This is a genomic window from Pseudonocardia kunmingensis (genome assembly GCF_006716445.1).
In the GTDB taxonomy this organism is placed as follows: domain Bacteria; phylum Actinomycetota; class Actinomycetes; order Mycobacteriales; family Pseudonocardiaceae; genus Pseudonocardia; species Pseudonocardia kunmingensis.
Genome location: NZ_VFPA01000001.1, coordinates 2,080,573 through 2,104,354, shown reverse-complemented (window position 1 = coordinate 2,104,354; position 23,782 = coordinate 2,080,573). Strand labels below are relative to the sequence as shown.

Sequence of the window (23,782 nt, the reverse complement as noted above, 5' to 3'; positions counted from 1 at the left end):
CATCCCACCGCACGGGTCAGGCCGTGAGGTAGGCCTCCAGCCCGGCGCGTCCGCCCTCGCGCCCGAAGCCGGACTCCCGGTAGCCGCCGAACGGCGCCGTCGGGTCGAAGCGGTTGAACGTGTTCGTCCACACCACCCCGGCCCGCACGCGTTGCGCCGTCCACATGGCCTTGGAACCCTTCTCCGTCCAGATGCCCGCCGACAGGCCGTAGGGCGTGTTGTTCGCCTTCGCCACGGCCTCGTCGGGCGTGCGGAAGGTGAGCACCGACAGCACCGGGCCGAAGATCTCCTCGCGGGCCACCCGCATCGTCTGCTCGACGCGCGAGAACACCGTGGGCGGGAAGAACAGGCCCCGCTCGGGCAGCGGGCACGAGCTCGTCCAGCGGCGCGCGCCCTCGGCGTCGCCCGCGGCCGCGAGCTCGGTGATCCGGTCCAGCTGGGGGCGGGAGTTGATCGCTCCGACGTCGGTGTTCTTGTCCAGCGGGTCGCCCACGCGCAGGGTCTCGATCCGGGCGCGCAGGAGCTCGGTGAACTCCTCCTCGATCGACTCCTGCACGAGCAGCCGCGAGCCCGCGCAGCAGACGTGCCCCTGGTTGAAGAAGATCCCGTCGACGACGCCGTCGACGGCCTGGTCGAGCGGCGCGTCGTCGTAGACGATGTTGGCGGCCTTGCCGCCCAGCTCCAGGGTGAGCCGGCGGCCGGTGCCCGCGAGGCGCCGCTGGATCTCCTTGCCGACGTCGGTGGAGCCGGTGAACGCGACCTTGTCCAGGCCGTCGTGGCCCACGAGCCCGGCGCCGACGTCGCCCGCCCCCGGCAGCACGTTGAGCACGCCCGGCGGGAGCCCGGCGTCCGCGGCGATCTCGGCCAGCACGAGCGCGGTGAGCGGGGTGGTCTCGGCCGGCTTGAGCACGACGGTGTTGCCGCAGGCCAGCGCGGGCGCGATCTTCCAGGCGGCCATCAGCAGCGGGAAGTTCCACGGGATCACGGCGCCGACGACGCCGACGGGCCGCGGGTCGGGTCCGAGGCCCACGTGGCCGAGCTTGTCGGCCCAGCCCGCGTGGTGGAACAGGTGCGCGGACGCCGTGGGCACGTCGACGTCACGCGCCTCGCGGATCGGTTTCCCGTTGTCGAGCGTCTCCAGCACGGCGAGCTCGCGGGCGCGCTCGGCCACCACCCGCGCGATCCGGAACAGGTACTTGGCGCGCTCCGCGCCCGGCATCGGCCCCCAGACCTGCTCGTACGCCCGGCGGGCCGCGGCGACGGCGCGGTCGACGTCCTCGGTGCTCGCCGTCCCGACCTCGGCGAGCACCTCCTCGGTGGCCGGGTTCAGCGTCTTCAGCGGCTCGCCGCCGCCGTCGACGAACTCGCCGTCGACGAACGGGCGGTAGGCCGGCTTGAGGTTCGCGAGCGCCGCGGACTCCGGGGCGGGCGCGTAGGTCCAGTCCGGCATCAGGCCCCTCCGATGTGGTCGCGGTCGGTGTAGTGGCCCTCGAGCTGGGTGCGTCGCTGCCGCAGGAGGTCCCCGAGCAGCGACGACGCTCCGAACCGGAACAGCTCGGGCGTGAGCCATGCGGGCCCGGCGACCTCGTTGACGGCCACGAGGTGGCGGACCGCGTCCTTGGCGGTGCGGATCCCACCCGCCGCCTTGACGCCGCGGTGCTCGCCGGTGGCGCGGTGCCAGTCGCGCACGGCCTGCAGCATCACCTGCACCACGGGCAGCGTGGCGGCGGGGGAGACCTTGCCGGTGGAGGTCTTGACGACGTCGGCGCCTGCCAGCAGCGCGAGCCAGGACGCGCGGCGCACGTCGTCGTAGCCCGCGAGCTCGCCGGTCTCGAGGATGACCTTGAGGTGCGCCTTCCCGCACGCCTGCTTCACCGCGACGATCTCGTCGAGGACCGCGCCGTAGCGGCCGGTGAGGAACGCGCCGCGGTCGATCACCATGTCGATCTCGGACGCGCCCGCCTCGACGGCCAGCGCGGTGTCGGCGAGCTTGACCGCCCGCGACGACCGGCCCGACGGGAACGCCGTGGCCACCGCCGCGACCGCGATCCCGGAGCCGCGCAGGGCCTCGACGGCGACACCGGCCAGGTCGGGGTAGACGCAGACGGCCGCGACCGACGGCACCTCCGGGTGGTCGGGGTCGGGCCGGCGGGCCTGGGCGCACAGCGACCGCACCTTGCCCGGTGTGTCGGCGCCCTCCAGGGTGGTCAGGTCGATCATGGAGATCGCCATGTCCAGCGCCTGGAGCTTCGACTCCTTCTTGATGGAGCGGGTGGCGAGCGTCGCCGCGCGCCGCTCGACGCCCACGTGGTCGACGCCGGGCAGGCCGTGCAGGAAACGCCGCAGCGAGGCGTCGTCGCGCACCGCGTCCGCGAAGTGCCCGTCGCGGCCTGCGGTGCGCGGGGCGGGAACGGTCGTGGTCACGCGGCGAGTCTAGGTGCGCACGCGGCCGGAGAACGCGGTCGAACCGTCGGAGCTGTCGATGGTCGGACAGCGAGCCGCCGGAGCGGAGCGCTGCTGGTGTTCGTCGGGTGGCCGGGAGGGCGTGTGAGCGGGCCGGCGCCGTTCTGCGGGGGAGGAGCGCAGGGAGCGAGGGACGAGCGACTGAGCACCGGAGGAGCAGGACGGTGCCTGAAGGGCCCGCGAACCGCCGGAGCGGAGCGGAGGCAATCCAATACAGCACACCGCCCGCCGCGCGGGAGGGGCGGCGGGCGGGGATGTGTGCAGGGGGAGCGAAGCGTAACGCTGTCGTGCGGCCGTGCGAGCTTGCGGTCGTGCGTACTGGCGGGCGAGCGGTCTGCGGCTCAGGTGGAGCTGTGCAGCCGCACGACGCCCACGGTCACGTCCTCGAGTCCGCCGCGGTCGAAGTCGCGGCGCAGCTGGTCGGCCTTCAGGGTGGCCGTCAGCCCGTCGAACGGACCGTGCGCGTCGACCTCCCCGGTCTGGGGGTCGACGGCCAGTACGACGTATCCGTCGCACTGCGTGAGCTTCTCCGCCGCTGCGACCAGCGTCGCCTCGTCGGAAGTCGTGTTCTCCGGCACCGGATCACCTCCTAGTCATCTAGTACAGCGTCGGCGGGGGCTCCGGCGTGACAGTGTTCGTGGCATACCACCCGTTCGGGTCAGGGTGAAAGTTCGAGTTGATCACTCACGGTGCCGTTCGTCGCACGCTGAGCATGTGGACCGGGGTGTGTAGGCAGTATGCGTGACCATCCGGGCACTGACCGTGATCAACGGCGGTGGTCGTGGCCCCGTCGTGCTGCCCGCGGTGTGAGCGGTACCGCCGACGGGGTACGGCTCGGTCCGGACGGGCGAGAACGCGGCCGTGAGGGGCGTCCGCGCGGTAGCGGAAGGTGACGGCCGCCACCGCGACGCGGGGTGTCAGGATCCGGGTATGCGCACCCTCCGCACCCCCGACGAGCGGTTCACCGGCCTCCCCGGACCGGACCTCCCGCCCCGATACGCCGACGTGCCGGATCCGGACGGCGGGACGCTGCGGATGGCGTGGGTCACCGACGGCCCCGCCGACGGTCCGGTGGCGCTGCTCCTGCACGGCGAGCCGAGCTGGTCGTTCCTGTACCGGACGACGATCCCGGTCCTCGCGGCGGCCGGGATGCGGGTGGTGGCGCCGGACCTGGTCGGTTTCGGCCGCTCGGACAAGCCCGCCGAGATCGGCGACCACAGCTACGCCCGGCACGTCGAGTGGCTGCGCGCGCTGCTGTTCGACGTGCTGGACCTGCGCGGCGTCACGCTCGTCGGGCAGGACTGGGGCGGTCTGCTCGGGCTGCGGCTGGTGGCCGAGCACCCCGACCGCTTCGCCGCCGCCGTCGCGGCCAACACCGGGCTGCCGACCGGCGACAAGGACATGCCGGAGGTGTGGTGGCGGTTCCGCCGCGCGGTCGAGAAGGCGGAGCGCCTCGACGTCGGTCGCCTGGTCCAGTCCGGATGCCGCACCGCCCTGACGCCGCAGGTGCGCGCCGCGTACGACGCCCCGTTCCCGGACGAGTCGTTCAAGGCCGGGCCGCGGGCGATGCCGCTGCTGGTGCCGACCCGCCCTGACGACCCGGCGACCGAGGCCAACCGCGCTGCCTGGGCCGCGCTGACCCGCAGCGACCTGCCGTTCCTGTGCGCGTTCAGCGATGGCGACCCGATCACGGCGGCGATGGAGCCGGTCCTGCGCCGCGCCATGCCCGGTGCGGCGGGCCGGGAGCACCCGACGATCACCGGCGCGGGCCACTTCCTGCAGGAGGACGCCGGGGAGGAGCTCGGAGCGGCGGTCGCGGCGTTCGTCCGCGAGGTGCGCGGGTGAGGTGCGAGGAGGCGACGGGTCCGGAGGTGACGGGTCTCGGGGTTCAGGAAAGCCACATCCCTGAACCCGGAGGGCAGGAAAGTGGCTTTCCTGAACCGCCGGGGCCGCCCGGGTCCGGGCCGTCGCGCAGCTCCACAGGCGGTGCGGGCTGGGGATGTCGGGAGCGCGGGATCGGGGCCGGGCTCGCGCCGCCCGGCAGCCGCTTCTCCTGGCTACGGCCGGGGCCGCTGATCGCGTCCCGCAACGACGTGCTGGTGCGCTGGTTCGGCGACCCCACCGACGCGCAGCGTCGCGAGTGGCTGCGCCGCCTCGACGCGTACGCTCACGCCGCCGGCGTCGCGCCGCCGCCGCGCGATCGGCTCGTCACCCGCCACGCCGGCCTCGAGCGCGTCTCCGTCGCGGTGCTCGGCGATCCGGGGGAGGGCGACGCCTCGCAGTACGTCGTGGTCCCGGTGCTGGAGCGGGTCGCGAACGACACCGACTTCGCGGTCCTGTGCAGCGACGTCGTGTACCCCGCGGGTGGCGTGCGCGCCTACGCCGACCGCTTCTACCGCCCCTACGCCGGCTACCCGGGCCCGATCTACGCGCTGCCCGGCAACCACGACTGGTACGACGGGCTGTCCGGGTTCATGACCGCGTTCTGCGACGCCCCGCCGGCCGCGGGCGCGCCCTCGCCCGCGGCCGGCGGACCGTGGTGGCGGCGGTTGCTGCGCGGGCTCCTGTGGCGCCGGGCGCCGAAGGCCACCGCCGAGGACGTCGCCGAGATGCGCTGGTGGCGCGACGCGGAGTCGCAGCAGGGCGGGCAGCCGGGGCCCTACTGCGCGATCGACGCCGGGCCGGTGCGCCTGGTGCTGATCGACACCGGGCTGGACGGGCACATCGACCGCGACCAGGCCGACTGGCTGCGGGAGGTCTCGGCGGGCGACCGGCCGAAGATCCTGCTCACCGGCCGACCGATCTACAGCTACGCGCACCGGCAGGAGAGCCCGGTCGAGGGCGGCGGGGACGTCGACGAGATCGTCACCGACCCGGCGAACCACTACGTGGCCTGCATCGGCGGCGACGACCACAACTACCAGCGCTACCCCGTGCGCCTGCGCGACGGGCGGACCATCCAGTACCTGGTGGCGGGCGGCTCCGGTGCCTACCTCTCTGCCACCCATCAGATCCCGAACGTCGACCGGCTCGCCCCGGCCGTCGACGAGGAGGGCTTCCGCTGCTACCCGCTGCGCGGCGACTCCCTCGCGCACTTCAGCCGGCGCTACGACGCGCTGCTCGGATTCGGCCGGGGCCGGCTGGTGATCTCCCCGGACGACGCCACGACGCTCATGGCCGAGCGGGTGGGCAACAGCCCGCCGCGCGCCGGCTCGTCGCACGTCGACGCGCGCACGCGGCGAGCGGCCGAGCGGGTCTTCCCGCTGCCCGCACGGGGCTCGGCGCCTGCGCACAACATGATGTCGCTGCTGTTCGACTCGAACGCCGTGCCCCAGTTCAAGAGCTTCCTGCGGCTCGACGCCGGCCCCGACGAGATCGTCCTCTCCTGCTGGGCGGCCACCGGCTGCCGCGAGCACGAGCGCAACCCGGTGCTCGAGGACCGCGTCCGGGCGATCCGGGACCCGGACGGCGGCTGGGAGTGGCGCAGCGAGACGCCGGGCAGGGCAACCCCCTGACGAACGCCACTCTCGTCGGTTCCTAGCCGACGAGAGTGCCGTTCGTCGGATCAGGCGTGTACCGCCACGCGCGTCCGGCGCAGGCCGCTCGCCGTCAGCGCCGTGCCGAGCGCCGCGGCCACCAGCGGCACCACCAGGCCGGCGCGGTAGCCGGCGAGCGCCACCTCCGGGGACGCGTCCGCCGTCGCCGCGACGATGACGGCCGACACCGCCGCGAGCCCGAGCGCGGCCCCGAACTGGAACGACGTGGTCAGCAGGCCGCTGGCGAGGCCCTGCTCGTGATCGTCGACGCTCTCGGTGCCCGCGATCGTGAGCGGCCCGTAGGCCAGCGCGAACGCGACGCCGAGCACGGCGAGGGACGGCAGCATCGCCAGGAACCCCCAGTCCGCCCCGACCGGCAGGAACAGCAGGTAGGCCAGCACCGTGAGCGCGAGCCCGGCGACGACGACGCGCGCGTTCCCGAAGCGGGCGACCAGCCACGGCGTCAGCGTCGGGGCGAGCACCGCGTCGATGCCGGCGACGGCGAGCGCGAGCCCGGTCTCCACCTCCGACCAGCCCCGCAGCTCCTGCAGGTAGAGCACCACGGTGAACTGGAAGGCCATGAACGAGCCGACCAGCAGCATCGCGCCCGCGTTCGCGCGCAGCAGCGGGCCGGAGCGCAGGATCGAGAGCCGCACGAGCGGGGCGGGCGAGCGCCGCTCGATCCGGACGAACGCCGCGAGCAGCACGACGGCGCCCGCGAGCGTCGCGAGGGTGGTCGAGACGGCGACCTCGGGGGCGTGGACCACGGTGACGACCAGGAGCAGCATCGCGCCGGTGAGCGCCACGGTGCCGGCCACGTCGAAGCCGCCCGTGGCGCGCGCGGGCCGCTGCTCGCGGGGGATCAGCACGACGGCCGCCACGAGGAGCGCGGCGGCCACCACCACCGGCGCGAAGAACACCCAGCGCCAGTGCACGGCCGTGAGCAGCCCGCCCACGACCATGCCGAGCGAGAACCCGCCCGCGCCCGCCCCGGCGTAGACGAGCACGGCCCGGTTGCGGGTCGCGCCCGCGGCGTACGTGGTGGTGATGATGGACAGGCCTGCCGGGGCCAGGAACGCGGCGGCCACGCCCGTCGCGAAGCGGGCGAGCACGAGCACCCAGCCCTCACCGGCGAGGCCGCCGAGGCCGGAGAACGCCACGAACACGACCAGCCAGAGCAGGAACATCCGGCGCCGTCCCAGCAGGTCCGCGGCCCGCCCGCCGAGCAGGACGAAGCCGCCGTAACCCAGGACGTAGGCGCTCACCACCCACTGCAGCGAGCCGGTCGACAGGCCCAGCTCGGCGCGGATGGACGGCAGCGCCACGCCCATCATCGAGACGTCGATGCCCTCGAGGAAGATCGCCCCGGACAGGACGAGCAGGAGCCCCCACGCGCGGGCGGTCATGCGTTCCGCACGCGGTGGGGCGGGGATAGCGGACACGGCGTCTTCTCCACTCGGTCGGTTCCTTCTTGTAACTGACCGAATCGTGCGTCACCATGGACGACTGTGGAAGAAGGCACTTCGAAGTCACCGACGCACCCCGGCGGCACCGCGTGCGACTACAGCGAGGCCCACCAGTGGGACACGCGCGAGGACTGCGAGGTCCGCCAGATCCTCGACCGGGTCGCCGACAAGTGGTCGCTGCTGGTGATAGCGCTGCTCGACCGGCGCGTCCTGCGGTTCACCGAGCTGCGCCGCGAGATCGACGGGATCAGCCAGCGCATGCTCACGGTGACGTTGCGCCAGCTCGAACGCGACGGCCTCGTGCGCCGCACCGTGCACCCCGTGGTGCCGCCCCGGGTCGACTACGAGCTCACGCCGCTCGGCGCCTCGCTGCACGAGACGATCCAGGCGCTGGTGACCTGGACCGAGTCGCACCAGCAGGAGATCGCCGCCGCCCGCACCACCTACGACACCCGCGTGGCCCTCTAACCTCTGGCCCATGGACGTGCAGGTCGTCGACCACCCACTGGCCAAGGCGCGCCTCTCGGAGCTGCGCGACGCGCGCACCGAGAACGCGGCCTTCCGCGCGGCCCTGCGCGACCTCACCCTGATGCTCATCTACGAGGCCACCCGCGACGCCCCGCTGGCCACGGCGCCGCTGCACACCCCGGTGGCGCGGACCACCGGCTACCGGCTCGCGGCGCCACCGCTGCTCGTGCCGGTGCTGCGGGCCGGGCTCGGGATGGCCGACTCCGCGCTCGGGCTCATGCCGGAGGCGCAGATGGGGTTCGTCGGGCTCGCCCGCGACGAGGAGACCCACCTGCCGGTGCCCTACATGGAGTCGCTGCCGGAGTCGCTGCAGGGCCGGCCGGTGTTCGTGCTCGACCCGATGCTGGCCACCGGGGGCTCCATGGTCCACACGATCCGGCTGCTCACCGAGCGCGGCGCGTCGGACGTCACGGCGATCTGCGTCCTCGCAGCGCCGGAAGGAGTGGCCCACCTGCGCGACAGCGGCCTGCCCGTCCGCGTGGTCACCGCGAGCATCGACGAGCGCCTCAACGACTCGGCGTTCATCGTCCCGGGACTGGGCGATGCGGGCGACCGGCAGTTCGGGGCCGTCTAGGCGGGCCGCCAGCCGTCCAGCACCCCGCGCACGGCGTCCTCCAGGCGGTCGCGGCCCTCGGGCAGCAGGTGGCGGCGCTGCAGGGAGACCCAGCCGTGCACGGTGGCCCAGAGCGTGAGTGCCGCGGTGGCCGGGTCGAGGTCGGGGCGCAGGGACCCGCGGGCCACCCCGCGCTGCACCAGCTCCCGCAGCGGTCGCAGCGCCGCGTGGGCGGTGGCGGGCGGGAGTGCGCCGCCGAACATCGCGTCGAACAGCTGCGGCGCGGCCAGCGCCGCACGCCGGTAGGCACCCGCGAGGCGGACGAGGGCGGCGACGGGGTCGTCCTCCGCGCGTACGGCGTCCACGTGGGCGGTGAACCGCCGCAGCGCCTCGTCCAGCAGCTCCCCGAGCAGCTCGGGCTTGCCGCCGAAGAGCGAGTAGACGGCGGTCGTGGACGTGCCGCAGTCGCGTGCGAGCACCCGCAGGCTCACCCCGTCCGTGCCGTCGGACGAGAGCAGCTCACGGGCCCGCGTCAGCAGCTGCGCGCGGAGCGCGGCGTCATGGACCTTGGGTCGGGCCACGGCAGCAGGGTAGTCAGTCGCCCTCCGCGATGCCCGCGGCGACGACGGCGCCGAGCTCCCAGCACGCCTCCAGCGCGGCCTTGTCCGGCGCGCCGGTGACCTCCACCGGCGCGGCGGCGCGCGTCCAGCCCATGCCCTCGGTGATGGACCCGACGGCACGGACGGCGCCCTCCACACCGAGGTTGCCGTGCACGTAGAGGCCGTAGGGCAGGCCGCGCGTGTCGTCGCCGCACACGTAGTAGACGGTGTCGAAGAAGTGCTTGAGCGCCCCGGACATGTAGCCGATGTTGGCCGGGGTGCCGAGCACGACCGCGTCGGCGGCGAGCAGGTCCGGCGCCGTGGCCGCCAGGGCCGCCCGCCGCACCACCTCGACGCCGGTGATCTCCGGATCGGACGCGCCCCGCACCACGGCGTCGAGCAGCTCCGCCGTGGCGGGCGAGGGCGTGTGGTGGACGATCAGCAACCGGGCCACGCCCGAATGCTCCCACCGCGCCTCGCGCTCCCGATACTCTCGGGGCACTGGTCGACGCGATGGGGGACGGGTGGGGTCGGTCCGGTTCGGCCGCGGGTTGCTGGTGCTGGCCTGCCTGGCCGCGGTGCTCGCGGGTGTGCCGTCCGGCACGCCCCCGCTGCACCGCAGTGCCGGGACGGCCCCCGCCACGGTGCGGATCATGCCGCTCGGCGCGTCCAGCACGGTCGGCGTCGGCAGCCCGGAGACGGCGGGCTACCGGGGCCCGCTGCAGGAGCTGCTGGCGCGCGACGGCCTGTCGGTCGACCTCGTCGGTTCGCAGCGCGACGGCCCCGACTCGGTGCCCGACCGCGACCACGAGGGCCACAACGGCATCACGCTGGAGCAGATGCGGCCCCGGGTGGCGCAGTGGGTGCGCAGCGCGCGTCCGGACGTCGTGCTGCTGCACAACGGCACCAACGACCTGCTGCAGGGGGCATCGCCCGCGGAGGCCGCGGAGCGACTGGAGGGTGTCCTCGCCGAGATCGCGCGGGTGTCGGACGCGCACGTCGTCGTGGCGGGTGTGTGGGCGCCGCTGCCCGGTGACGGCCGGGACCGCGAGGAGTTCGAGCGCCTGAGCGCCGTGACCGTCGCCGGGTTCTGGGAGCGCGGCCACCCCATGCGGTTCGTCGACGCCACCGACCTGTTGACGCCGGCCGGGCTCGCCGACGGCCTGCACCCGAACGCCCGGGGCTACCGCCGGATCGCCGAGATGTGGGAGCGGGAGATCCTCGACGTCCTCGCCCACCGGCCCGGCGTCAGCCGGCCAGCAGGCTCGTGACCTCGGTGCGCAGCGCGTCCAGCCGGGCCTCGGCGGCGCCGCGCGCCGCGGGGAGCCCGGCGGCGTCCGGCACCGGCTCCACCACCTCGAGGTAGGCCTTCAGCTTCGGCTCCGTGCCCGAGGGGCGCACCACCAGCCGCTCGCCCGCGCGGCGCAGCACCAGCACGTCCGGGGCGGGGAGCTCGCTCGCCCAGCCCTGCGGCGGCGCGGCCCGCAGCCGGGCGGCCGCGGCGTCGCGGGCCTGCGGGTCCATGCGCAGCGACAGCCCCTCGGTGAGGTGCACCCCGTGCGCGACGGCCAGCTCGTCGAGCCGGTCCGGCAGGCTCCGGCCCGCGGCCGCAAGAGCGGCGGCGAGGTCGCAGGCCAGCACGGCGGCCGCGATGCCGTCCTTGTCGCGCACGGCGTCGGGGTCCACGCAGTAGCCCAGCGCTTCCTCGTACCCGTACACGAGCCCGGGCCCGCCGCGCACGATCCACTTGAACCCGGTGAGCGTCTCGGCGTAGCGCACGCCGTAGGCGGCGGCCACGGAACGCAGCATCGACGACGACACCACCGTGGTGGCCACCAGCGGATCCGAGTAGCCGCCCGCGCGCAGCAGGTGGTCGCCCAGCAGCACTCCGGTCTCGTCCCCGCTCAGCATCCGCCACCCACCGCCGGGGCGGGGGACGGCGAGGGCGCACCGGTCGGCGTCCGGGTCGAGGGCGATCGCCAGGTCCGCGCCGACGTCCGCGGCCAGCGCGAGCAGCGCGTCGGTGGCGCCCGGCTCCTCCGGGTTGGGGAACGCGACGGTCGGGAATTCCGGGTCCGGCGCCGCCTGCGCGGAGACGACGTGCACGTCGGTGAACCCGGCCCGGTGCAGCGCGTGCACGGCGGTGGCGCCGCCGACGCCGTGCATCGGGGTGAGCGCCACCCGCAGCGACCGCGCCGGCCCGCGGGGCAGGCCCGCGACGCGCTCGAGGTAGGCCTCGGTGACGTCGACCTCGGTGGCCGTCGCGCTCGTCGGGATGCTCACCGCGGCAGGCGCCGCCGCGATCGCGGCCTCGATCTCGGCGTCCGACGGCGGGGCGAGCTGCGCGCCGTCGGCGAGGTAGACCTTGTAGCCGTTGTCGGCAGGCGGGTTGTGCGAGGCCGTGATCTGGACGCCCGCCACGGCGCCCAGGTGCCGCACCGCGAACGCGAGCACCGGCGTCGGGAGCGGCGCGGGCAGGACGCGCACGGTGAACCCGGCTCCGGCCAGCACCTCGGCCGCCGCGCCTGCGAACGCCGCCGAGCCGTGCCGCGCGTCCCGGCCCACGACGACCGCGCCGCGCGTGCCGGCGCGGGCCAGCCACGAGGCGAGCCCGGCCGTCGCCCGGCGGACGACGGCGACGTTCATGCCGGCCGGGCCCGCCCGCACCGGCCCGCGCAGGCCCGCCGTGCCGAAGCGGAGCATCCCCGACATCCGGTCGGCCAGCTCGTCGACCGCACCGTCCGCGCCCGCCATCGCCGACGCCAGCACCCGCTGCAGCTCCTCGCGCGTGACCGGGTCGGGGTCGTCGGCGACCCAGCGCAGGGCCGCGTCGCGCAGCGCGGGGCGGAGCGTCATGCCCGGCTGATCAGGTCGCGCAGCAGCTCGCCCATCCGTCCCGCCGAGGCGGCGCCCGCGGCGAGCACCTCGTGGTGGTCGAGCGGCTCGCCGGTGATCCCGGCGGCCAGGTTCGTGACGAGCGACAGGCCGAACACCTCGACGCCCTCCGCGCGCGCCGCGATCGCCTCCAGCACAGTGGACATCCCGACGAGGTCGGCGCCCAGTCCCCGGAACATGCGGATCTCGGCGGGTGTCTCGAAGTGCGGGCCGGGCAGCCCGACGTAGACGCCCTCGGTCAGCTGCGGATCGATCTCCCGGGCCAGCGCGCGCAGCCGCGGCGAGTAGAGGTCCGTGAGGTCGGTGAACCGGGGCCCCACCAGCGGCGACAGGCTGGTCAGGTTGAGGTGGTCGGAGATCAGCACGGGCTCGCCGACCCGCATCCCGTCCCGGATCCCGCCTGCCGCGTTCGTGAGCACGACCGTGCGGCACCCCGCGGCGGCGGCGGTGCGGACGCCGTGCACCACGGGCTCCACGCCGTGGCCCTCGTACAGGTGGGTGCGGCCCAGCAGCACGAGCGCCCGGCGCTCGCCGACGCGGACCGAGCGCACGGTGCCCGTGTGGCCGGCCACGCCCGGCGGGCGGAACCCGGGCAGGTCGGCCATGGCGAGCTCGTGCTCCGGTGCGCCGAGGACGTCGGCGGCGGGGCGCCAGCCCGATCCCAGCACCACGGCGACGTCATGGGTGTCGACGCCGGTGGCTTCGGCGATGGCCGCGGCGGCCGCTGCGGGGTCGTTCATGCCCGGCAGCCTACGGGTGCGCGCGATCAGGTCGTCGTCGGCGCGAAGCCGTCCACCAGCAGCTCGAACAACGCCGCCGAGGTGGCGCCGGCCGCGCGCTGGGGCACCGTCAGCGTGACCGTCCAGACGCCCTCGTCGGCGGGCAGGACGTGCCGCCACGAGGTGCGCAGGTCGTCGCTGTAGACCAGCTCCACGGCGTCTCCCGACGCCGACTGCTCCAGCACGACGCCCGGCACGGACTGCGCGTCCTCCCGGGACGCGGCGCGTTGCACCGTGAGCGCCTCACTGCCGTCCGGGCTCACGAAGCTCACCGACGGCTCGCCGTCCACGGGCTGGTGCGGGTAGGGCGTCCAGTCCCGGGGCACCGGGATCGTGAAGCCGAGCTCGTCGCTGTGCTGCTGCAGCTGCGTGCTCGCCGACGTGACGTTCACCGTCGTGGACGGGGACTGGCCGCCCAGCATCCGCGTGACGCTCCAGCCGCCGACGACCCCCGCCAGCACCACGGCGGCGCCCGCGACCACGAGGCCGACGGCGGCGGCCCCGGTGACCGTGCGCTGCGGGGCCGGGCGGGCCGCCATCCGGGCGGAGCGGCTCGCCGACGGGCCGCGTGGCGGTACCGGCAGCGCGCCCGGTGAGGTGGCGAGCGGCGCCGCGCCCACCGGCGCCCGTGCCCCCGTCGGGCTCGGCGCGAGGGGGGCGGACGCGGCCCGGCCGGTGTGCTCGGCCCGCGGCGGGCTGGGCACGGTGATGCCGGAGCCGATCGTCGGCGCGTCGGGCGAGCCGGGGTAGACCGGGTCGTCCGGGTCCTCGATCAGCGGCCGCAGGCGCTGGCGCACCTCCTCCAGCGGCATCCGCGCGTCCGGCTCCTTGCGCATCAACGCCGCGATCACGTCGACGACCGGGCCCGACCCGCGCGGGCGCGGCACCTCCCCGTCCACGACCTCGGTGATCGTGGCGACCGGATCGCCGTTGACGTCGTAGGGCGGGCGGCCCTCGACCGCCGCGAACAGCGTGGCGCCCAGCCCCCACAGGTCGGCCGCCGGCGTGACCAGCTGCCCCATCGCCACCTCGGGCGCGATGTAGGCGGGCGAGCCGAGCACCAGGCCCGCGCTCGTCATCGGGGCGTCGGCGACGTTGCGGGCGATGCCGAAGTCGGTGAGCTTGACCCGACCGTCGTCGGCGATGAGGACGTTGCCGGGCTTGACGTCGCGGTGGGTGATCCCGCTGCGGTGCGCGGCGCGCAACCCGCCCGCCGTGGCGAAGCCGACCACGGCGACCTGCGACATGGAGAGCGTGCCGTGGTCCCCGATCATCGTGGCCAGGTTGCGCGACGGCACGAGCTCCATCACGACCATCGGCTCGCCGTCGACGTCCACGACGTCGAAGACGGTGATGATGTTCGGGTGCGACAGGCCGCCGAGGGCCCGCGCCTCCCGCATCATCCGTTCGCGCGCCTCCTCGGCCTCGTGGGCCGGTACGCCGGGCGGGACCTTGAGCTCCTTCACCGCGACGCGGCGCTGCAGCACCTCGTCGAAACCCGACCAGACGGTGCCCATGGCGCCGGCGCCCAGCAGACCGGACAGGGTGTACCTGCCACCGATCCGCCGCACCTGCTCGACGTCCGAGCCCTCCTGCGTCACCTGCCCATTCTGACGAGCCGGACGCCACCGCGCGCCCTCGGCCCCCGGATCACCGCTCCGGGTGGTGTCGGGCGGCACGCGCGTCGCGGGCGGGGCAACGGGTAGCTCTCAGGGCATGCGAGCACCCGCCGCGATCGCTCACCTGCGACGAGCGGCGCGAATCCCCGTTCGGCGCACCAGGACGCGACCGTTCGTCACCACGTGTGCGCCCGCCTGCCTCAGATCGGCAACACCTCGGCGCCGAAACCGCCACGCGGCCCGATTCCGGTTGGTCTACCGCCGTCCGGGTGAGCACCATTGGGAGATGCACGCCAGAGCAGCCTCGATGCGCGGTCCGGCGCCGCACCGCGCCGTCGCGGATCGACCGGCGGTGAACGGGCGCGGTGGTGCCCGGTGACCCTCCTGGAGGCGCACCCCGACCTCGTGCCGTCCGCCGACCTCGCCGTCGCCGACCTCGGCGCCGGTAGCGGGCCCGCGTGGCTCGACTCCTGGCTCGCTGCCCACCGCGCCGACGTGGTGGCCTGGCGGCGCCGGCTGCACGCGGCACCGGAGCTCGGCCGCGCCGAGCAGCGCTCCACGCAGCTCGTCGCGCAGCAGCTGATGGCCGCCGGCCTCGAGCCCCGCACCCTGCCCGGCGGCACCGGACTGGTCTGCGACGTCGGCTACGGCGAGCGCTGCGTCGCCCTGCGGGCCGACCTCGACGCGCTGCCCCTCCCGGAGGCCACCGACCTGGAGTTCGCGTCCACGGTCGACGGCGTCATGCACGCCTGCGGCCACGACGCCCACACCGCGATGCTGCTCGGCACGGGCCTCGCGCTCGCCTCCGCACCGGCGCTGCCCGGCCGCGTGCGGCTGGTCTTCCAGCACGCCGAGGAGGTGCAGCCCGGCGGCGCCATCGACATGGTCGCCGACGGCGCCATGGAGGGCGTCGAACGGATCTTCGCGCTGCACTGCGACCCCCGGCTGGAGGTCGGGAGGCTCGGCACCCGCGTCGGGCCGATCACCTCGGCCTGCGACGTGGTCGAGGTGCGGCTGAAGTCCCCGGGTGGGCACACGTCCCGCCCGCACCTCACCGCCGACCTCGTCGAGGCCATCGGCCTGCTCATCACGCAGGTCCCGCTGCTGCTCACCCGGCAGGTCGACCCGCGCTCGGGCACCGTCCTCGTCTGGGGCGCCGTCCAGGCGGGCGAGGCGGCCAACGCGATCCCGCAGCACGGCGTGCTCCGGGGCACGCTGCGCACCGCCGACCACGCCACCTGGGGTGAGCTCGAGGGCACGATCCAGCAGCTGGTCGCGTCCGTGCTCGCCCCCACCGGGGTCACCTACGAGCTCGAGCACATCCGCGGCGTGCCGCCGGTCGTCAACGACGAGGTCAGCGCCGGCATGCTCGCCGACGCCGCCGTCACCGTCCGCGGCCCCGACGCCTCGGCGGGCACGGAGCAGTCGAGCGGCGGCGAGGACTTCGCCTGGTACCTCGAGCACGTTCCCGGCTCCATGGCCCGGCTCGGCGTCTGGCCCGGCCAGGGCCCGATGCGCGACCTCCACCAGCCCACGTTCGACCTCGACGAACGCGCGCTGCCCTTCGGCGTCCGCGTCCTCACCCACGCCGCCCTCACGGCCCTGACCACCTGACCCACCCCGCGAGTCTCCCGTTCGGACGGGGCGAGTCTCCCGTCCGGGCAGGGTGAGTCTCCCGTTTCGGACAGGGCGAGTCTCCCGTCCGGACGGGGTGAGTCTCCCGTTCCGACGGGGCGGGGCTCCCATCCGGACCGGTTCGAGGGACTCGCCCTGTCGGTTCGGGGGACTCGCGCTGTCGGTTCGGGGGACTCGCGGATCGGGGGTGGGTCGGGGGGAACCCTGATGGCCGGCGGTCTGCCCGCGCGGACGATCGGAGGCATGACCACCCTGCCTGCCACCTCCCGCGTTCCCACGGGCGCCGTCCTGCTCGCCGGGCTCGGCGCGCAGTTCGCGGACGACGTCGCGTACTTCGTCCTCCCGCCCACCGCCGTGCTCGCTCCGCTGGGCGGGCTGCTCGCGATCCTGCTGACGGCGGCGGCCGCCCGCTACGTCTCCCGGGACCGGACCGGGGCCGCGGTGGCGCGCACCGGCCTGGCGGTCGGTGCGACGTCGGCGGCGGTCGGCCTGCTCGCCGCCGGCCTCGGGTGGGTGGCGATCCTGCTCGCCGGGCTGACGGTGCTCGCAGGCGTGGCCGGTGCCGTGGTCGGTCGCGGGCTGACCGCCCGCGTGGACCGGTAGCCGGTCAGCCGGCGGCGGCCGCGTTCGCGGTGGCCAGCAGCTGCGTGACCCGGTGCCGGAGCTCGCGGGCGTCGGCGGGGGCGACCGTCGCCCACTCGGTGCCGTCGTCGCCGGTGCTGCGGGTGAGCAGGTAGCGGCCGCGGGGGCCGTCCAGCACGCCGAGGACGCCGCCCGCGCGACGCAGCACTCCCCAGCGGTCGGCGGCGAGCGCCACGACCTGAGCGCGGCGGTCGACGCCGGTGAGCATGCGGACGAGCAGGCTCACCTCGGCCGCCGGGATCCCGCGCCGCAGCAGCGCCGGGCGGGCGTCGGCCACGGGGACGCCGGTGAGCACGGCGGTGGGCGCCGTGCAGGCCCGGCCCGGCCCGCGGACGGCCGGCGGGAACGCGGCAACGACCGCGGACGGGAGCGAACCGCACGCCGAGATCGTGACCGTGCTGCCGGCCCGGTGCCCGAGCGCGGCGACGCCCGCGCGGGCGGCCCCCAGCACGCGGACCTCCTGCTCCCACACCGCGCGCAGCTCCATCTGCTCGGTGGGCCGGGCGAGCAGGTGCAGGAGGCGGACGAGCTCGGCCGCGGGCCCGTCGGATCCGGCGAGCCCGCGTTCGCGCATCCCGCGCCAGGCGTCGGCCTGCACGCTGCGCCGCTCGGCGTGGCTGCGTCCGGGCGAGGGGATCTGCAGCACGACCGGGGTGGGACCGAGGCCCAGCCACTCCCACAACACGTCGAACTCGACCGCGGTGAGCGCGTGCCTGCGGGTGTCGAGGACGGGCACGGGTTCGGTCACGGACGGGACGGTAGGCGCGGCGCCCGCGCCGTGGGCCCGGTTCACCGAAGAACGTGTGCAGGTGTGAACGGTGCCGGACGTACCGGTGGCCGGTGCTGCCGCGGGCAGCACCGGCCACCGGTTGGGGCGACCTCGTCAGCTCGTGCGGGCCAGCGACGCGTTCGGCGTCCGGCACCCGGAGAGCGGGCAGAGGGTCGTGCAGGCCATCCGGTCGTGCAGCGCGGCGTCGCCGAGGGTGCTGGGGAACGGCCAGTCCCCGGTGAAGCGCTGCAGGTACCAGTACAGGAACAGGTAGTCCGGATCGGCGGTGTCGGCCACGAACACCGGCCGCCCGGGCAGCCGCTCGAGCCACCGGACGTAGGCGTTCATCGCGAGGGCGGGTGGACGGCTGGCCCGGCGGGTGGAGAGCCAGTCCTCCGCCCGTCGCCTCCAGGACTGGAGGGCGACCGGGTGCAGGGTGGCGCCGGGCAGCTCGCGGACGTTGACGGTGAACATGGAGGTCGGTCGTCCACCGCCGGCCGGGTGGGCCGCGGAGACGAGGGTGAGCAGGGAGTGGGGGCCGGGGATCGGCCCGTCGGTGTGGATGTGGCTGGTGACGTGGACAACTTGAGGGACATCTGGGGGCATGACGGATCCTGGGTCGCCGGTGGACGGTGGCGTGTTCGCGGCGCGGCTGGGCCGGCGTGGCGAACGGATCCGCGGCGCGGTGTTACGCGTGGCGGGATCACCGGGCCCCGTGGACATGTGGACACACGGGTCGTCACTGCTTTCCGCTATGCACTTGTGCAGCACGGTGCGGGGTCGCTGTGGATTCACCTGGCGCGATGACGTTAAGACGGTGTGTGGTCCACCGTCAACCGCCTGTCGCCGGCGCAGACGAGACTCGCCCTGTCCGGCAGGGGCGAGTCTCCCGAACTGCCAGGGCGAGTCTCCCGTCTCGTCCGGGCGAATGTCGCGTGCTGACAGGGCGAGCGCGGCCAGTTGTCCACATCGTCTCGCAGTTGTCCACAGGATCGAGACGTCCTGCCCACACCGCTCCCTCGTCCGGCAGCGTCGTCCACATGGCACTCCCGGTCCCAGGTCTGCACGGCGCGCACCTGCGTTCCCACCTCGTCGCGGTCTTCGGCCGGCACCGGGTCGCGCACGCCGTCGCCAACAAGGAACTGCGCCCGCTGTGGCGGGGTGTGCTCGTCGAGCCCGGCCGGATGCTCGACCCCTGGACGCGAGCGGCAGCCGCCACCCTGTCCGCGGGTCCGCACTCCGCCATCACCGGTGCCACCGCCGCCGCCCTGCACGGCTGCCCCGCCGCGGACTCGCCGGACACCCACATCCTCCTGCCGTACGGGTACCGCACCCGCAGCAGAAACGGCCTCGTCGTCCACCACGGGTCGCAGTTCGCGGAGGACGTCCTCGAGCTCGAGGGGGTGCGGGTGCTGCCGCTCGACCGGGTGATCGCCGATCTCCTCTGCCTCCTGCGCCCCCAGGACGCGCTCGCCGTGGCCGACCAGGCGCTCGGGGCCGCGCGCGCTTCGCACGAGCTGTTCCGCAGGCAGGTCGCCGCGCGGCTCGAGCGGCGGCTGGATCCGCGGGGCACCGTGCGCGCGGCGAGCCTGCTCGACCTGGCATCGGAACGGGTCGATTCGCCTGCGGAGAGCTGGATCCGGCTGAAGATCGTCGAGAACGGGTTCCCGGTTCCGGAGGTGAACTGGCCCGTCACCGACGCCGCCGGGAAGGAGATCTACCGCCTCGACCTCGCGTGGCCACAACTGCGGATCATGCTCGAGTACGACGGCGTTGCGGCCCATGCGGGGCAGGAAGAACACGATCGAGCGAGGCGAGCGGACCTCGAACGACGTGGATGGATCGTCGTGGTCGCCACCTTGGAGGACCTGCGGGCGTTCAGCCGCGTCCTCGCCGCCCTGCGGTCCGCGTTCCGTGCACGCGGGTACACCTGGTGACGGGCTGGAGGAACCGGTTCAGAGCGACTTGCGGCTCGGACGGCTCCGCAGCGCGGCGACATAGTCGTCGGGGGCCCCTGCCTGCTCCGCCGCGTCCGCGATCACACCGAGGTAGCGGGCGCTGGGTTCGCCGCCCTCGTAGGCGTCGAGCACGTAGATCCACGCGAGCACGTCACCGTCGAGGGTGTGCACCCGCAGGCGCAGCTTCTTGTGCAGGCCGAGCTCCCCGCCCTCCCAGCGGTCGAGCTGCGGGGCGTCGAGCTCGGACACGTCGTAGAGCACGACGAACACCTGCGAGCCCGGCTCCTCGACCACCGTGGAGAGCGCGCCCTCCCAGCCGTAGTCCTCGCCGCCGAAGGTCAGACGCCAGCCCATCAGCCACCCGGTACCCGCCATCGGCGAGTGCGGAGCGCGCTCCTTCATCTGGGCGGGATCCATGTTCGACCCGTAGGCGGCGTAGAGCGGCACCGGAACAGAGTAGAGCGAGGCGTCCCGCGTACCGTGCTCGGGGAACAGATCGGACACGAAGGGGGCGTAGCCCGGTGACGCGGATCGTGATCATGGGTGGCGGACCGGCGGGCTACGAGGCCGCCCTGGTGGCGGCCCAGCACGGCAGTGACGTCACCGTCGTCGAGCGGGACGGCATGGGTGGTGCCTGTGTCCTCGACGACTGCGTGCCGTCGAAGACCTTCATCTCCTCCGCGGGCATCCGCTTCGACATGCACCAGGCGCCCGACCTCGGTGTCACCGCCGATCCGCACGCGATCGGCGTCGACCTGCCCACGGTGCACTCGCGCGTGAAGGGCCTCGCCCTCGCGCAGTCGGCCGACGTGCGGGCGCGCGTGGAGCGCGAAGGTGTGCGGATCGTGCGCGGCACGGCCGAGTTCACCGACGAACCCGCCGCTCGCGCCCCTCACCTCGTCGTGGCCCGCACCCCCGACGGCGGACGCGAGGAGCTGCCCGCCGACGTCGTGCTGATCGCGACCGGCGCCACGCCCCGCGTGCTCCCGGACGCCGAACCGGACGGCGAGCGCGTCCTCACGTGGCGCCAGCTCTACGACCTCGAGGAGCTCCCCGAGCACCTGGTCGTGGTCGGGTCGGGTGTCACGGGCGCGGAGTTCGTCTCCGCGTACTGCGAGCTGGGAGCGCGTGTGACCCTCGTGTCGAGCCGGGACCGCGTCCTGCCCGGCGAGGACGCCGACGCCGCCGCCGTCCTGCAGGACGTCTTCACCGACCGTGGCGTCGAGATCCTCTCCCAGTCCCGCGCCGACTCCGTCAAGCGCGACGGTGACGGGGTGGTCGTCACGCTCTCCGACGGGCGCACGGTCACCGGCTCCCACGCGCTCATGACGGTCGGCTCCGTGCCCAACACGGCCGACCTCGGGCTCGAGAAGATCGGCGTCGAGACCGGGCGCGGTGGGTTCATCCCGGTCGACCGCGTCTCGCGCACCTCCGTCCCCGGTGTCTACGCGGCGGGCGACTGCACCGGGGTGCTGATGCTCGCCTCCGTCGCCGCCATGCAGGGCCGGATCGCGATGTGGCACGCCCTGGGCGAGGGGGTCGCGCCGATCAAGCTGAAGACGGTGGCCGCGGCCGTGTTCACCCGGCCCGAGATCGCGACCGTCGGTATCAGCCAGCGCGCGATCGACGCCGGTGAGGTGCCGGCGCGCACCATCATGCTCCCGCTCTCGACGAACCCCCGGGCGAAGATGCAGGGACTGCGGCGGGGCTTCGTGAAGCTGTTCTGCCGTCCGGCCACCGGTGTCGTGGTCGGCGGCGTCGTGGTGGCGCCGGTCGCGAGCGAGCTGATCCTGCCGATCGCCCTCGCCGTGCAGAACGGGCTGACGGTCGCGGACCTCGCCCACACGTTCTCCGTCTACCCCTCGTTGTCGGGCTCGATCACCGAGGCCGGGCGGCAGCTGATGCGCCACGGCGACCTGGACTGACGACGCCCGGACCGCGGAGGCGCCGACGCGCCGCGGCGGACGCGGGCCTCGCATCCCACCGCGGCGATCGCCTGCTCGGACGCGAGACCCGCCCGGCCGGGACGGGAGACTCGCCCGGTCGGGACGGGGGACTCGCGCTGTCAGGACGGGAGACTCGCCCGGTTCAGAGGGGGGACTCGCGCGGGGCGAACGCGCGTACCGAGATGACGTGGGCGCGTGGGGCGCCGTTCGTCGCGGTCGCCACGACGCGCAGGGCGCGCACGGTCGTCGGCCGGTCGAGCGGGTGCACGCGGTGCCGGCGCCGGTTGCCGGTCACGCGGACGGCCGTGCGCCGGCCGTCGCCGTCGTCGAGCTGCACTTCGTAGTCGCGCACGAGCGTGGGTAGCACCCGGAACGGGGTGTGGTGGTGGTGGAGGTTGATGAGGTCCTCCTCGACGTCGTCGTCGAGCACGATGGCCACCTCGGCCACGGTCACCGGCTCGTCCCAGTGCAGCTCCACCCACGGAGCAGGGTCGTGCTCGAGCGGCTCCGAGACCCAGGTCTGCGGCCCGCCGTAGGGGCGCGCGTGACCGCCGACGACCCGGTCGGCGGCGAACGCGGACGTCGGCTCCGCGAGCCGGAAGCACAGGCTCTGCCGCTGCAGGATCCGCTTCCACGCCCGCCACTGCTCGGTCCAACGCTCGTCGGGTGCGGGGTCGCGGTGCCGGAAGAACAGGGTGCCCGGCTCCGCGGTGGCGCTGCGGTGCACGGCGAGCGCCGGGTCGGCGCGCAGCACGACGAACGCGTTGCACGGCGCGTCGGGTCGCCAACCGACGTCCAGGGGCACCCACTGCTTCTCCCCGGCACCGACGTCGGTGGTGACGGTCTCGACCAGCTCGGCAGGCAGGTAGTTCTGCGGCTTGCTCGTCGCGTGGACCTCGGCCACGAGCTGCGTGGCGCGCGAGGCGTCGACCAGCAGTTCCAGCGTGCCGAGCGCAGGGTCCACCGGTAGCACGAGCCCGAGCGCGTCCTCGAGCGGCTCGGTGCCGTCCGAGTCCTCGACCGCGAGCATCCGCAGCTGCGACGACGACCGGGCACGGGCGGTGAGGGCGAGGTCGGCGGGGTCGTCGGCGGGCACCCCGAGCAGCGGCCCGTCGGCGCGGGTGAGGGCCCGGTGCACGAGGTCCACGTGTCCGGTGGCCAGCTCCCGCGGTGTCATCGCGTGCCGGACGGCCAACGCCGCCGCCGTGCCCGCGGCCTCGCCGCCGACCGCGCACGTCGCCATCACGCGGGTGGTGCCGAACGCGACGTGCGACGCGGAGATCGTGCGTCCGGCCATCCACATGTTGGTGACGTTGCGGGAGTACAGGCAGCGCAGGGGGATGTGGTAGACGCCGTCGGGGTGCCAGTGCCGCGAGCCGGGCTCGGTGGCGTACATGCCCCCGGGCGGGTGCAGGTCGATCGACCAGCCGCCGAACGCGACGCGGTCGGGGAACTCGGTCTGCCCGAGCACGTCGTGCTGGGTGAGGACGTGGTCGCCGACGAACCGCCGGTACTCCCGCTTGCCCGGCACCGACCCGATCCACTCCAGGGTCAGGTTGTCGGCGTCGAACTCCCCGGAGTTCTTGATGTGGTCCCAGATCCCGTAGACCGCGGCCTGCAGCTCGTCGCGGATCTCCTCGTTGTCGTGTACGACGTCGCGCTCGCCGCCCCACTCGATCCACCAGAAGGCGCAGCCCTTGGCGTCGGCGCGGATCACCCGCCGGTCGACGATGGAGGTCGCGCCGATGTCCTTCGCGAACGACGGCGGCACGAACGGCACGGGGTGCCCGGCGTCGGTGGAGTAGAACAGGATCGTGCTGCCGAGCATGACCTCGTCGGGCACCTCGGGCGCCCACGGCTCGTCGAACTCGGCGCGGGCCTCGCGCCCGGTGCGGTACTCCGCGCCCGCGAGGTGGCCCACGAGCCCGTCGCCGCTGCAGTCCACGAACGCGGGGCTCGTGAACTCGAGGATCCGCTCCGAGCCCATCATCCAACCGGTCACCGACCGGATCACGCGCGCCTCCGGGGGGCCGTCGGCCTCGACCTCGCGCACGTCGGTGTTGAGGAACAGCCGCAGGTTCGGCTCCGCGCGCACGGCCTCCAGCAGCACCAGGTCCCAGTAGTAGGGGTTGCCGTCGGGGTTGGTGAACTGGTTCTCGACGAACAGCTCGCCCATGATCCCGGTCTCGCGGGCGTAGCGCTGTGCGCCGTGCGCGGTGGCGCCGCACACCCAGACGCGGATCTCGCTCGAGGAGTTACCGCCGAGCACCGGCCGGTTCTGCACGAGGGCGACCCGCGCCCCCTGGCGGGCGGCGGCGATCGCCGCGCAGCATCCTGCGAGACCACCACCGATCACCGTGAGGTCCGACTCGACGTGCTCGGTGCGCATGCGTG

The 23,782-nt window shown here is 74.5% G+C and carries 22 protein-coding genes; 9 read left to right on the top strand and 13 right to left on the bottom strand.

Annotation, left to right across the window (positions count from 1 at the left end; all coding sequences use genetic code 11):
• Positions 1 to 16 precede the first annotated feature (16 nt).
• From FB558_RS10010 to FB558_RS10000, 3 genes are all read right to left on the bottom strand, one after another.
• On the bottom strand, positions 17 to 1,450 hold the full coding sequence (locus FB558_RS10010) for an aldehyde dehydrogenase family protein (protein WP_142050753.1): 1,434 nt from the start codon (positions 1,448 to 1,450) through the stop codon (positions 17 to 19).
• Complete coding sequence (gene deoC / locus FB558_RS10005) at positions 1,450 to 2,424, bottom strand: deoxyribose-phosphate aldolase (RefSeq protein WP_142050750.1); 975 nt, start codon at positions 2,422 to 2,424, stop codon at positions 1,450 to 1,452. The genes FB558_RS10010 and deoC overlap by 1 nt, the downstream gene beginning before the upstream one ends.
• A gap of 380 nt (positions 2,425 to 2,804) precedes the next feature.
• Complete coding sequence (locus FB558_RS10000; RefSeq protein WP_094929587.1) at positions 2,805 to 3,041, bottom strand: hypothetical protein; 237 nt, start codon at positions 3,039 to 3,041, stop codon at positions 2,805 to 2,807.
• Positions 3,042 to 3,393: 352 nt separating this feature from the next.
• On the opposite strand from FB558_RS10000, the gene FB558_RS09995 reads away from it, so the two are divergent.
• Positions 3,394 to 4,308 (top strand): haloalkane dehalogenase, encoded by a 915-nt coding sequence (locus FB558_RS09995; protein ID WP_142050747.1) that lies wholly within the window; start codon positions 3,394 to 3,396, stop codon positions 4,306 to 4,308.
• Between the two features lie 254 nt (positions 4,309 to 4,562).
• Complete coding sequence (locus FB558_RS09990; protein ID WP_211366258.1) at positions 4,563 to 5,978, top strand: metallophosphoesterase family protein; 1,416 nt, start codon at positions 4,563 to 4,565, stop codon at positions 5,976 to 5,978.
• Between the two features lie 50 nt (positions 5,979 to 6,028).
• Here the strand turns inward: FB558_RS09990 and FB558_RS09985 are convergent, their stop codons facing one another.
• Positions 6,029 to 7,405 carry an MFS transporter gene (locus tag FB558_RS09985; RefSeq protein WP_142050745.1) on the bottom strand — a complete coding sequence of 459 codons (1,377 nt, stop codon included), beginning with the start codon at positions 7,403 to 7,405 and terminating at the stop codon, positions 6,029 to 6,031.
• A 102-nt stretch (positions 7,406 to 7,507) separates the two neighbouring features.
• Here FB558_RS09985 and FB558_RS09980 point away from each other — a divergent pair, with 102 nt between their 5' ends.
• Together FB558_RS09980 and upp are read left to right on the top strand one after the other, a co-directional pair.
• Positions 7,508 to 7,933 carry a winged helix-turn-helix transcriptional regulator gene (locus FB558_RS09980; protein ID WP_142050742.1) on the top strand — a complete coding sequence of 142 codons (426 nt, stop codon included), beginning with the start codon at positions 7,508 to 7,510 and terminating at the stop codon, positions 7,931 to 7,933.
• A 10-nt stretch (positions 7,934 to 7,943) separates the two neighbouring features.
• On the top strand, positions 7,944 to 8,567 hold the full coding sequence (upp, locus tag FB558_RS09975) for a uracil phosphoribosyltransferase (protein ID WP_142050739.1): 624 nt from the start codon (positions 7,944 to 7,946) through the stop codon (positions 8,565 to 8,567).
• Here upp and FB558_RS09970 read toward each other — a convergent pair.
• On the bottom strand, positions 8,564 to 9,127 hold the full coding sequence (locus FB558_RS09970; RefSeq protein ID WP_142050736.1) for a TetR/AcrR family transcriptional regulator: 564 nt from the start codon (positions 9,125 to 9,127) through the stop codon (positions 8,564 to 8,566). The two genes, upp and FB558_RS09970, sit on opposite strands and share 4 nt — an antisense overlap.
• Before the next feature lie 13 nt (positions 9,128 to 9,140).
• Positions 9,141 to 9,599 carry a flavodoxin family protein gene (locus FB558_RS09965; RefSeq protein ID WP_142050733.1) on the bottom strand — a complete coding sequence of 153 codons (459 nt, stop codon included), beginning with the start codon at positions 9,597 to 9,599 and terminating at the stop codon, positions 9,141 to 9,143.
• Positions 9,600 to 9,669: 70 nt separating this feature from the next.
• On the opposite strand from FB558_RS09965, the gene FB558_RS09960 reads away from it, so the two are divergent.
• Positions 9,670 to 10,416 carry an SGNH/GDSL hydrolase family protein gene (locus FB558_RS09960; protein ID WP_142050729.1) on the top strand — a complete coding sequence of 249 codons (747 nt, stop codon included), beginning with the start codon at positions 9,670 to 9,672 and terminating at the stop codon, positions 10,414 to 10,416.
• Here the strand turns inward: FB558_RS09960 and FB558_RS09955 are convergent.
• From FB558_RS09955 to FB558_RS09945, 3 genes are read right to left on the bottom strand one after another with little or no spacing between them, the layout of a single operon-like run.
• Positions 10,394 to 12,001: a phospho-sugar mutase gene (locus FB558_RS09955; protein ID WP_142050726.1), complete on the bottom strand. Its 1,608-nt coding sequence runs from the start codon at positions 11,999 to 12,001 to the stop codon at positions 10,394 to 10,396. The genes FB558_RS09960 and FB558_RS09955 overlap by 23 nt on opposite strands.
• Positions 11,998 to 12,780, bottom strand: coding sequence for a purine-nucleoside phosphorylase (locus FB558_RS09950; protein WP_142050723.1), 783 nt, complete (start codon positions 12,778 to 12,780; stop codon positions 11,998 to 12,000). Before FB558_RS09950 ends, FB558_RS09955 begins: the two co-directional genes overlap by 4 nt.
• 26 nt (positions 12,781 to 12,806) lie before the next feature.
• A complete protein-coding gene (locus FB558_RS09945; RefSeq protein ID WP_142050720.1) occupies positions 12,807 to 14,420 on the bottom strand; it encodes a serine/threonine-protein kinase in 1,614 nt (537 codons plus the stop codon).
• Between the two features lie 393 nt (positions 14,421 to 14,813).
• Here FB558_RS09945 and FB558_RS09940 point away from each other — a divergent pair, with 393 nt between their 5' ends.
• On the top strand, positions 14,814 to 16,052 hold the full coding sequence (locus FB558_RS09940) for an amidohydrolase (RefSeq protein ID WP_142050717.1): 1,239 nt from the start codon (positions 14,814 to 14,816) through the stop codon (positions 16,050 to 16,052).
• A 264-nt stretch (positions 16,053 to 16,316) separates the two neighbouring features.
• Positions 16,317 to 16,676: a hypothetical protein gene (locus tag FB558_RS09935; protein ID WP_142050714.1), complete on the top strand. Its 360-nt coding sequence runs from the start codon at positions 16,317 to 16,319 to the stop codon at positions 16,674 to 16,676.
• A gap of 4 nt (positions 16,677 to 16,680) precedes the next feature.
• On the opposite strand, the gene FB558_RS09930 is transcribed toward FB558_RS09935, so the two are convergent.
• Both FB558_RS09930 and FB558_RS09925 read right to left on the bottom strand, forming a co-directional pair.
• Positions 16,681 to 17,463 (bottom strand): ESX secretion-associated protein EspG, encoded by a 783-nt coding sequence (locus FB558_RS09930; RefSeq protein WP_170231261.1) that lies wholly within the window; start codon positions 17,461 to 17,463, stop codon positions 16,681 to 16,683.
• 135 nt (positions 17,464 to 17,598) lie between these two features.
• Entirely contained in the window at positions 17,599 to 18,090 is a 492-nt protein-coding gene (locus tag FB558_RS09925) for a hypothetical protein (protein WP_142050708.1), read from the bottom strand.
• Between the two features lie 434 nt (positions 18,091 to 18,524).
• Here FB558_RS09925 and FB558_RS09920 point away from each other — a divergent pair, with 434 nt between their 5' ends.
• Positions 18,525 to 19,421, top strand: a complete 897-nt coding sequence (locus tag FB558_RS09920) for a hypothetical protein (protein WP_142050706.1) — start codon at positions 18,525 to 18,527, stop codon at positions 19,419 to 19,421.
• An 18-nt stretch (positions 19,422 to 19,439) separates the two neighbouring features.
• On the opposite strand, the gene FB558_RS09915 is transcribed toward FB558_RS09920, so the two are convergent.
• Complete coding sequence (locus tag FB558_RS09915) at positions 19,440 to 19,889, bottom strand: gamma-glutamylcyclotransferase family protein (protein ID WP_142050704.1); 450 nt, start codon at positions 19,887 to 19,889, stop codon at positions 19,440 to 19,442.
• A 74-nt stretch (positions 19,890 to 19,963) separates the two neighbouring features.
• Between FB558_RS09915 and FB558_RS09910 the strand changes: the two genes are divergently transcribed.
• Positions 19,964 to 21,367, top strand: coding sequence for an NAD(P)H-quinone dehydrogenase (locus tag FB558_RS09910; protein WP_142050701.1), 1,404 nt, complete (start codon positions 19,964 to 19,966; stop codon positions 21,365 to 21,367).
• A 163-nt stretch (positions 21,368 to 21,530) separates the two neighbouring features.
• Here FB558_RS09910 and FB558_RS09905 read toward each other — a convergent pair whose 3' ends face one another.
• The gene (locus tag FB558_RS09905; protein WP_142050698.1) at positions 21,531 to 23,777 is read right to left on the bottom strand and encodes an FAD-dependent oxidoreductase; all 2,247 of its coding nucleotides are present in this window, start codon (positions 23,775 to 23,777) and stop codon (positions 21,531 to 21,533) included.
• Between the last annotated feature and the right edge of the window lie 5 nt (positions 23,778 to 23,782).

Bases quoted from the DNA above. Each gene is read 5' to 3' on its own strand.
- FB558_RS09920 (WP_142050706.1), top strand. From the start codon at position 18,525: ATGGCACTCCCGGTCCCAGGTCTGCACGGCGCGCACCTGCGTTCCCAC.
- FB558_RS09925 (WP_142050708.1), bottom strand. From the start codon at position 18,090: ATGCCCCCAGATGTCCCTCAAGTTGTCCACGTCACCAGCCACATCCAC.
- upp (WP_142050739.1), top strand. From the start codon at position 7,944: ATGGACGTGCAGGTCGTCGACCACCCACTGGCCAAGGCGCGCCTCTCG.
- FB558_RS09995 (WP_142050747.1), top strand. From the start codon at position 3,394: ATGCGCACCCTCCGCACCCCCGACGAGCGGTTCACCGGCCTCCCCGGA.
- FB558_RS09985 (WP_142050745.1), bottom strand. From the start codon at position 7,405: ATGACCGCCCGCGCGTGGGGGCTCCTGCTCGTCCTGTCCGGGGCGATC.
- FB558_RS10010 (WP_142050753.1), bottom strand. From the start codon at position 1,450: ATGCCGGACTGGACCTACGCGCCCGCCCCGGAGTCCGCGGCGCTCGCG.
- FB558_RS09905 (WP_142050698.1), bottom strand. From the start codon at position 23,777: ATGCGCACCGAGCACGTCGAGTCGGACCTCACGGTGATCGGTGGTGGT.
- FB558_RS09955 (WP_142050726.1), bottom strand. From the start codon at position 12,001: ATGACGCTCCGCCCCGCGCTGCGCGACGCGGCCCTGCGCTGGGTCGCC.
- FB558_RS09950 (WP_142050723.1), bottom strand. From the start codon at position 12,780: ATGAACGACCCCGCAGCGGCCGCCGCGGCCATCGCCGAAGCCACCGGC.
- FB558_RS09935 (WP_142050714.1), top strand. From the start codon at position 16,317: ATGACCACCCTGCCTGCCACCTCCCGCGTTCCCACGGGCGCCGTCCTG.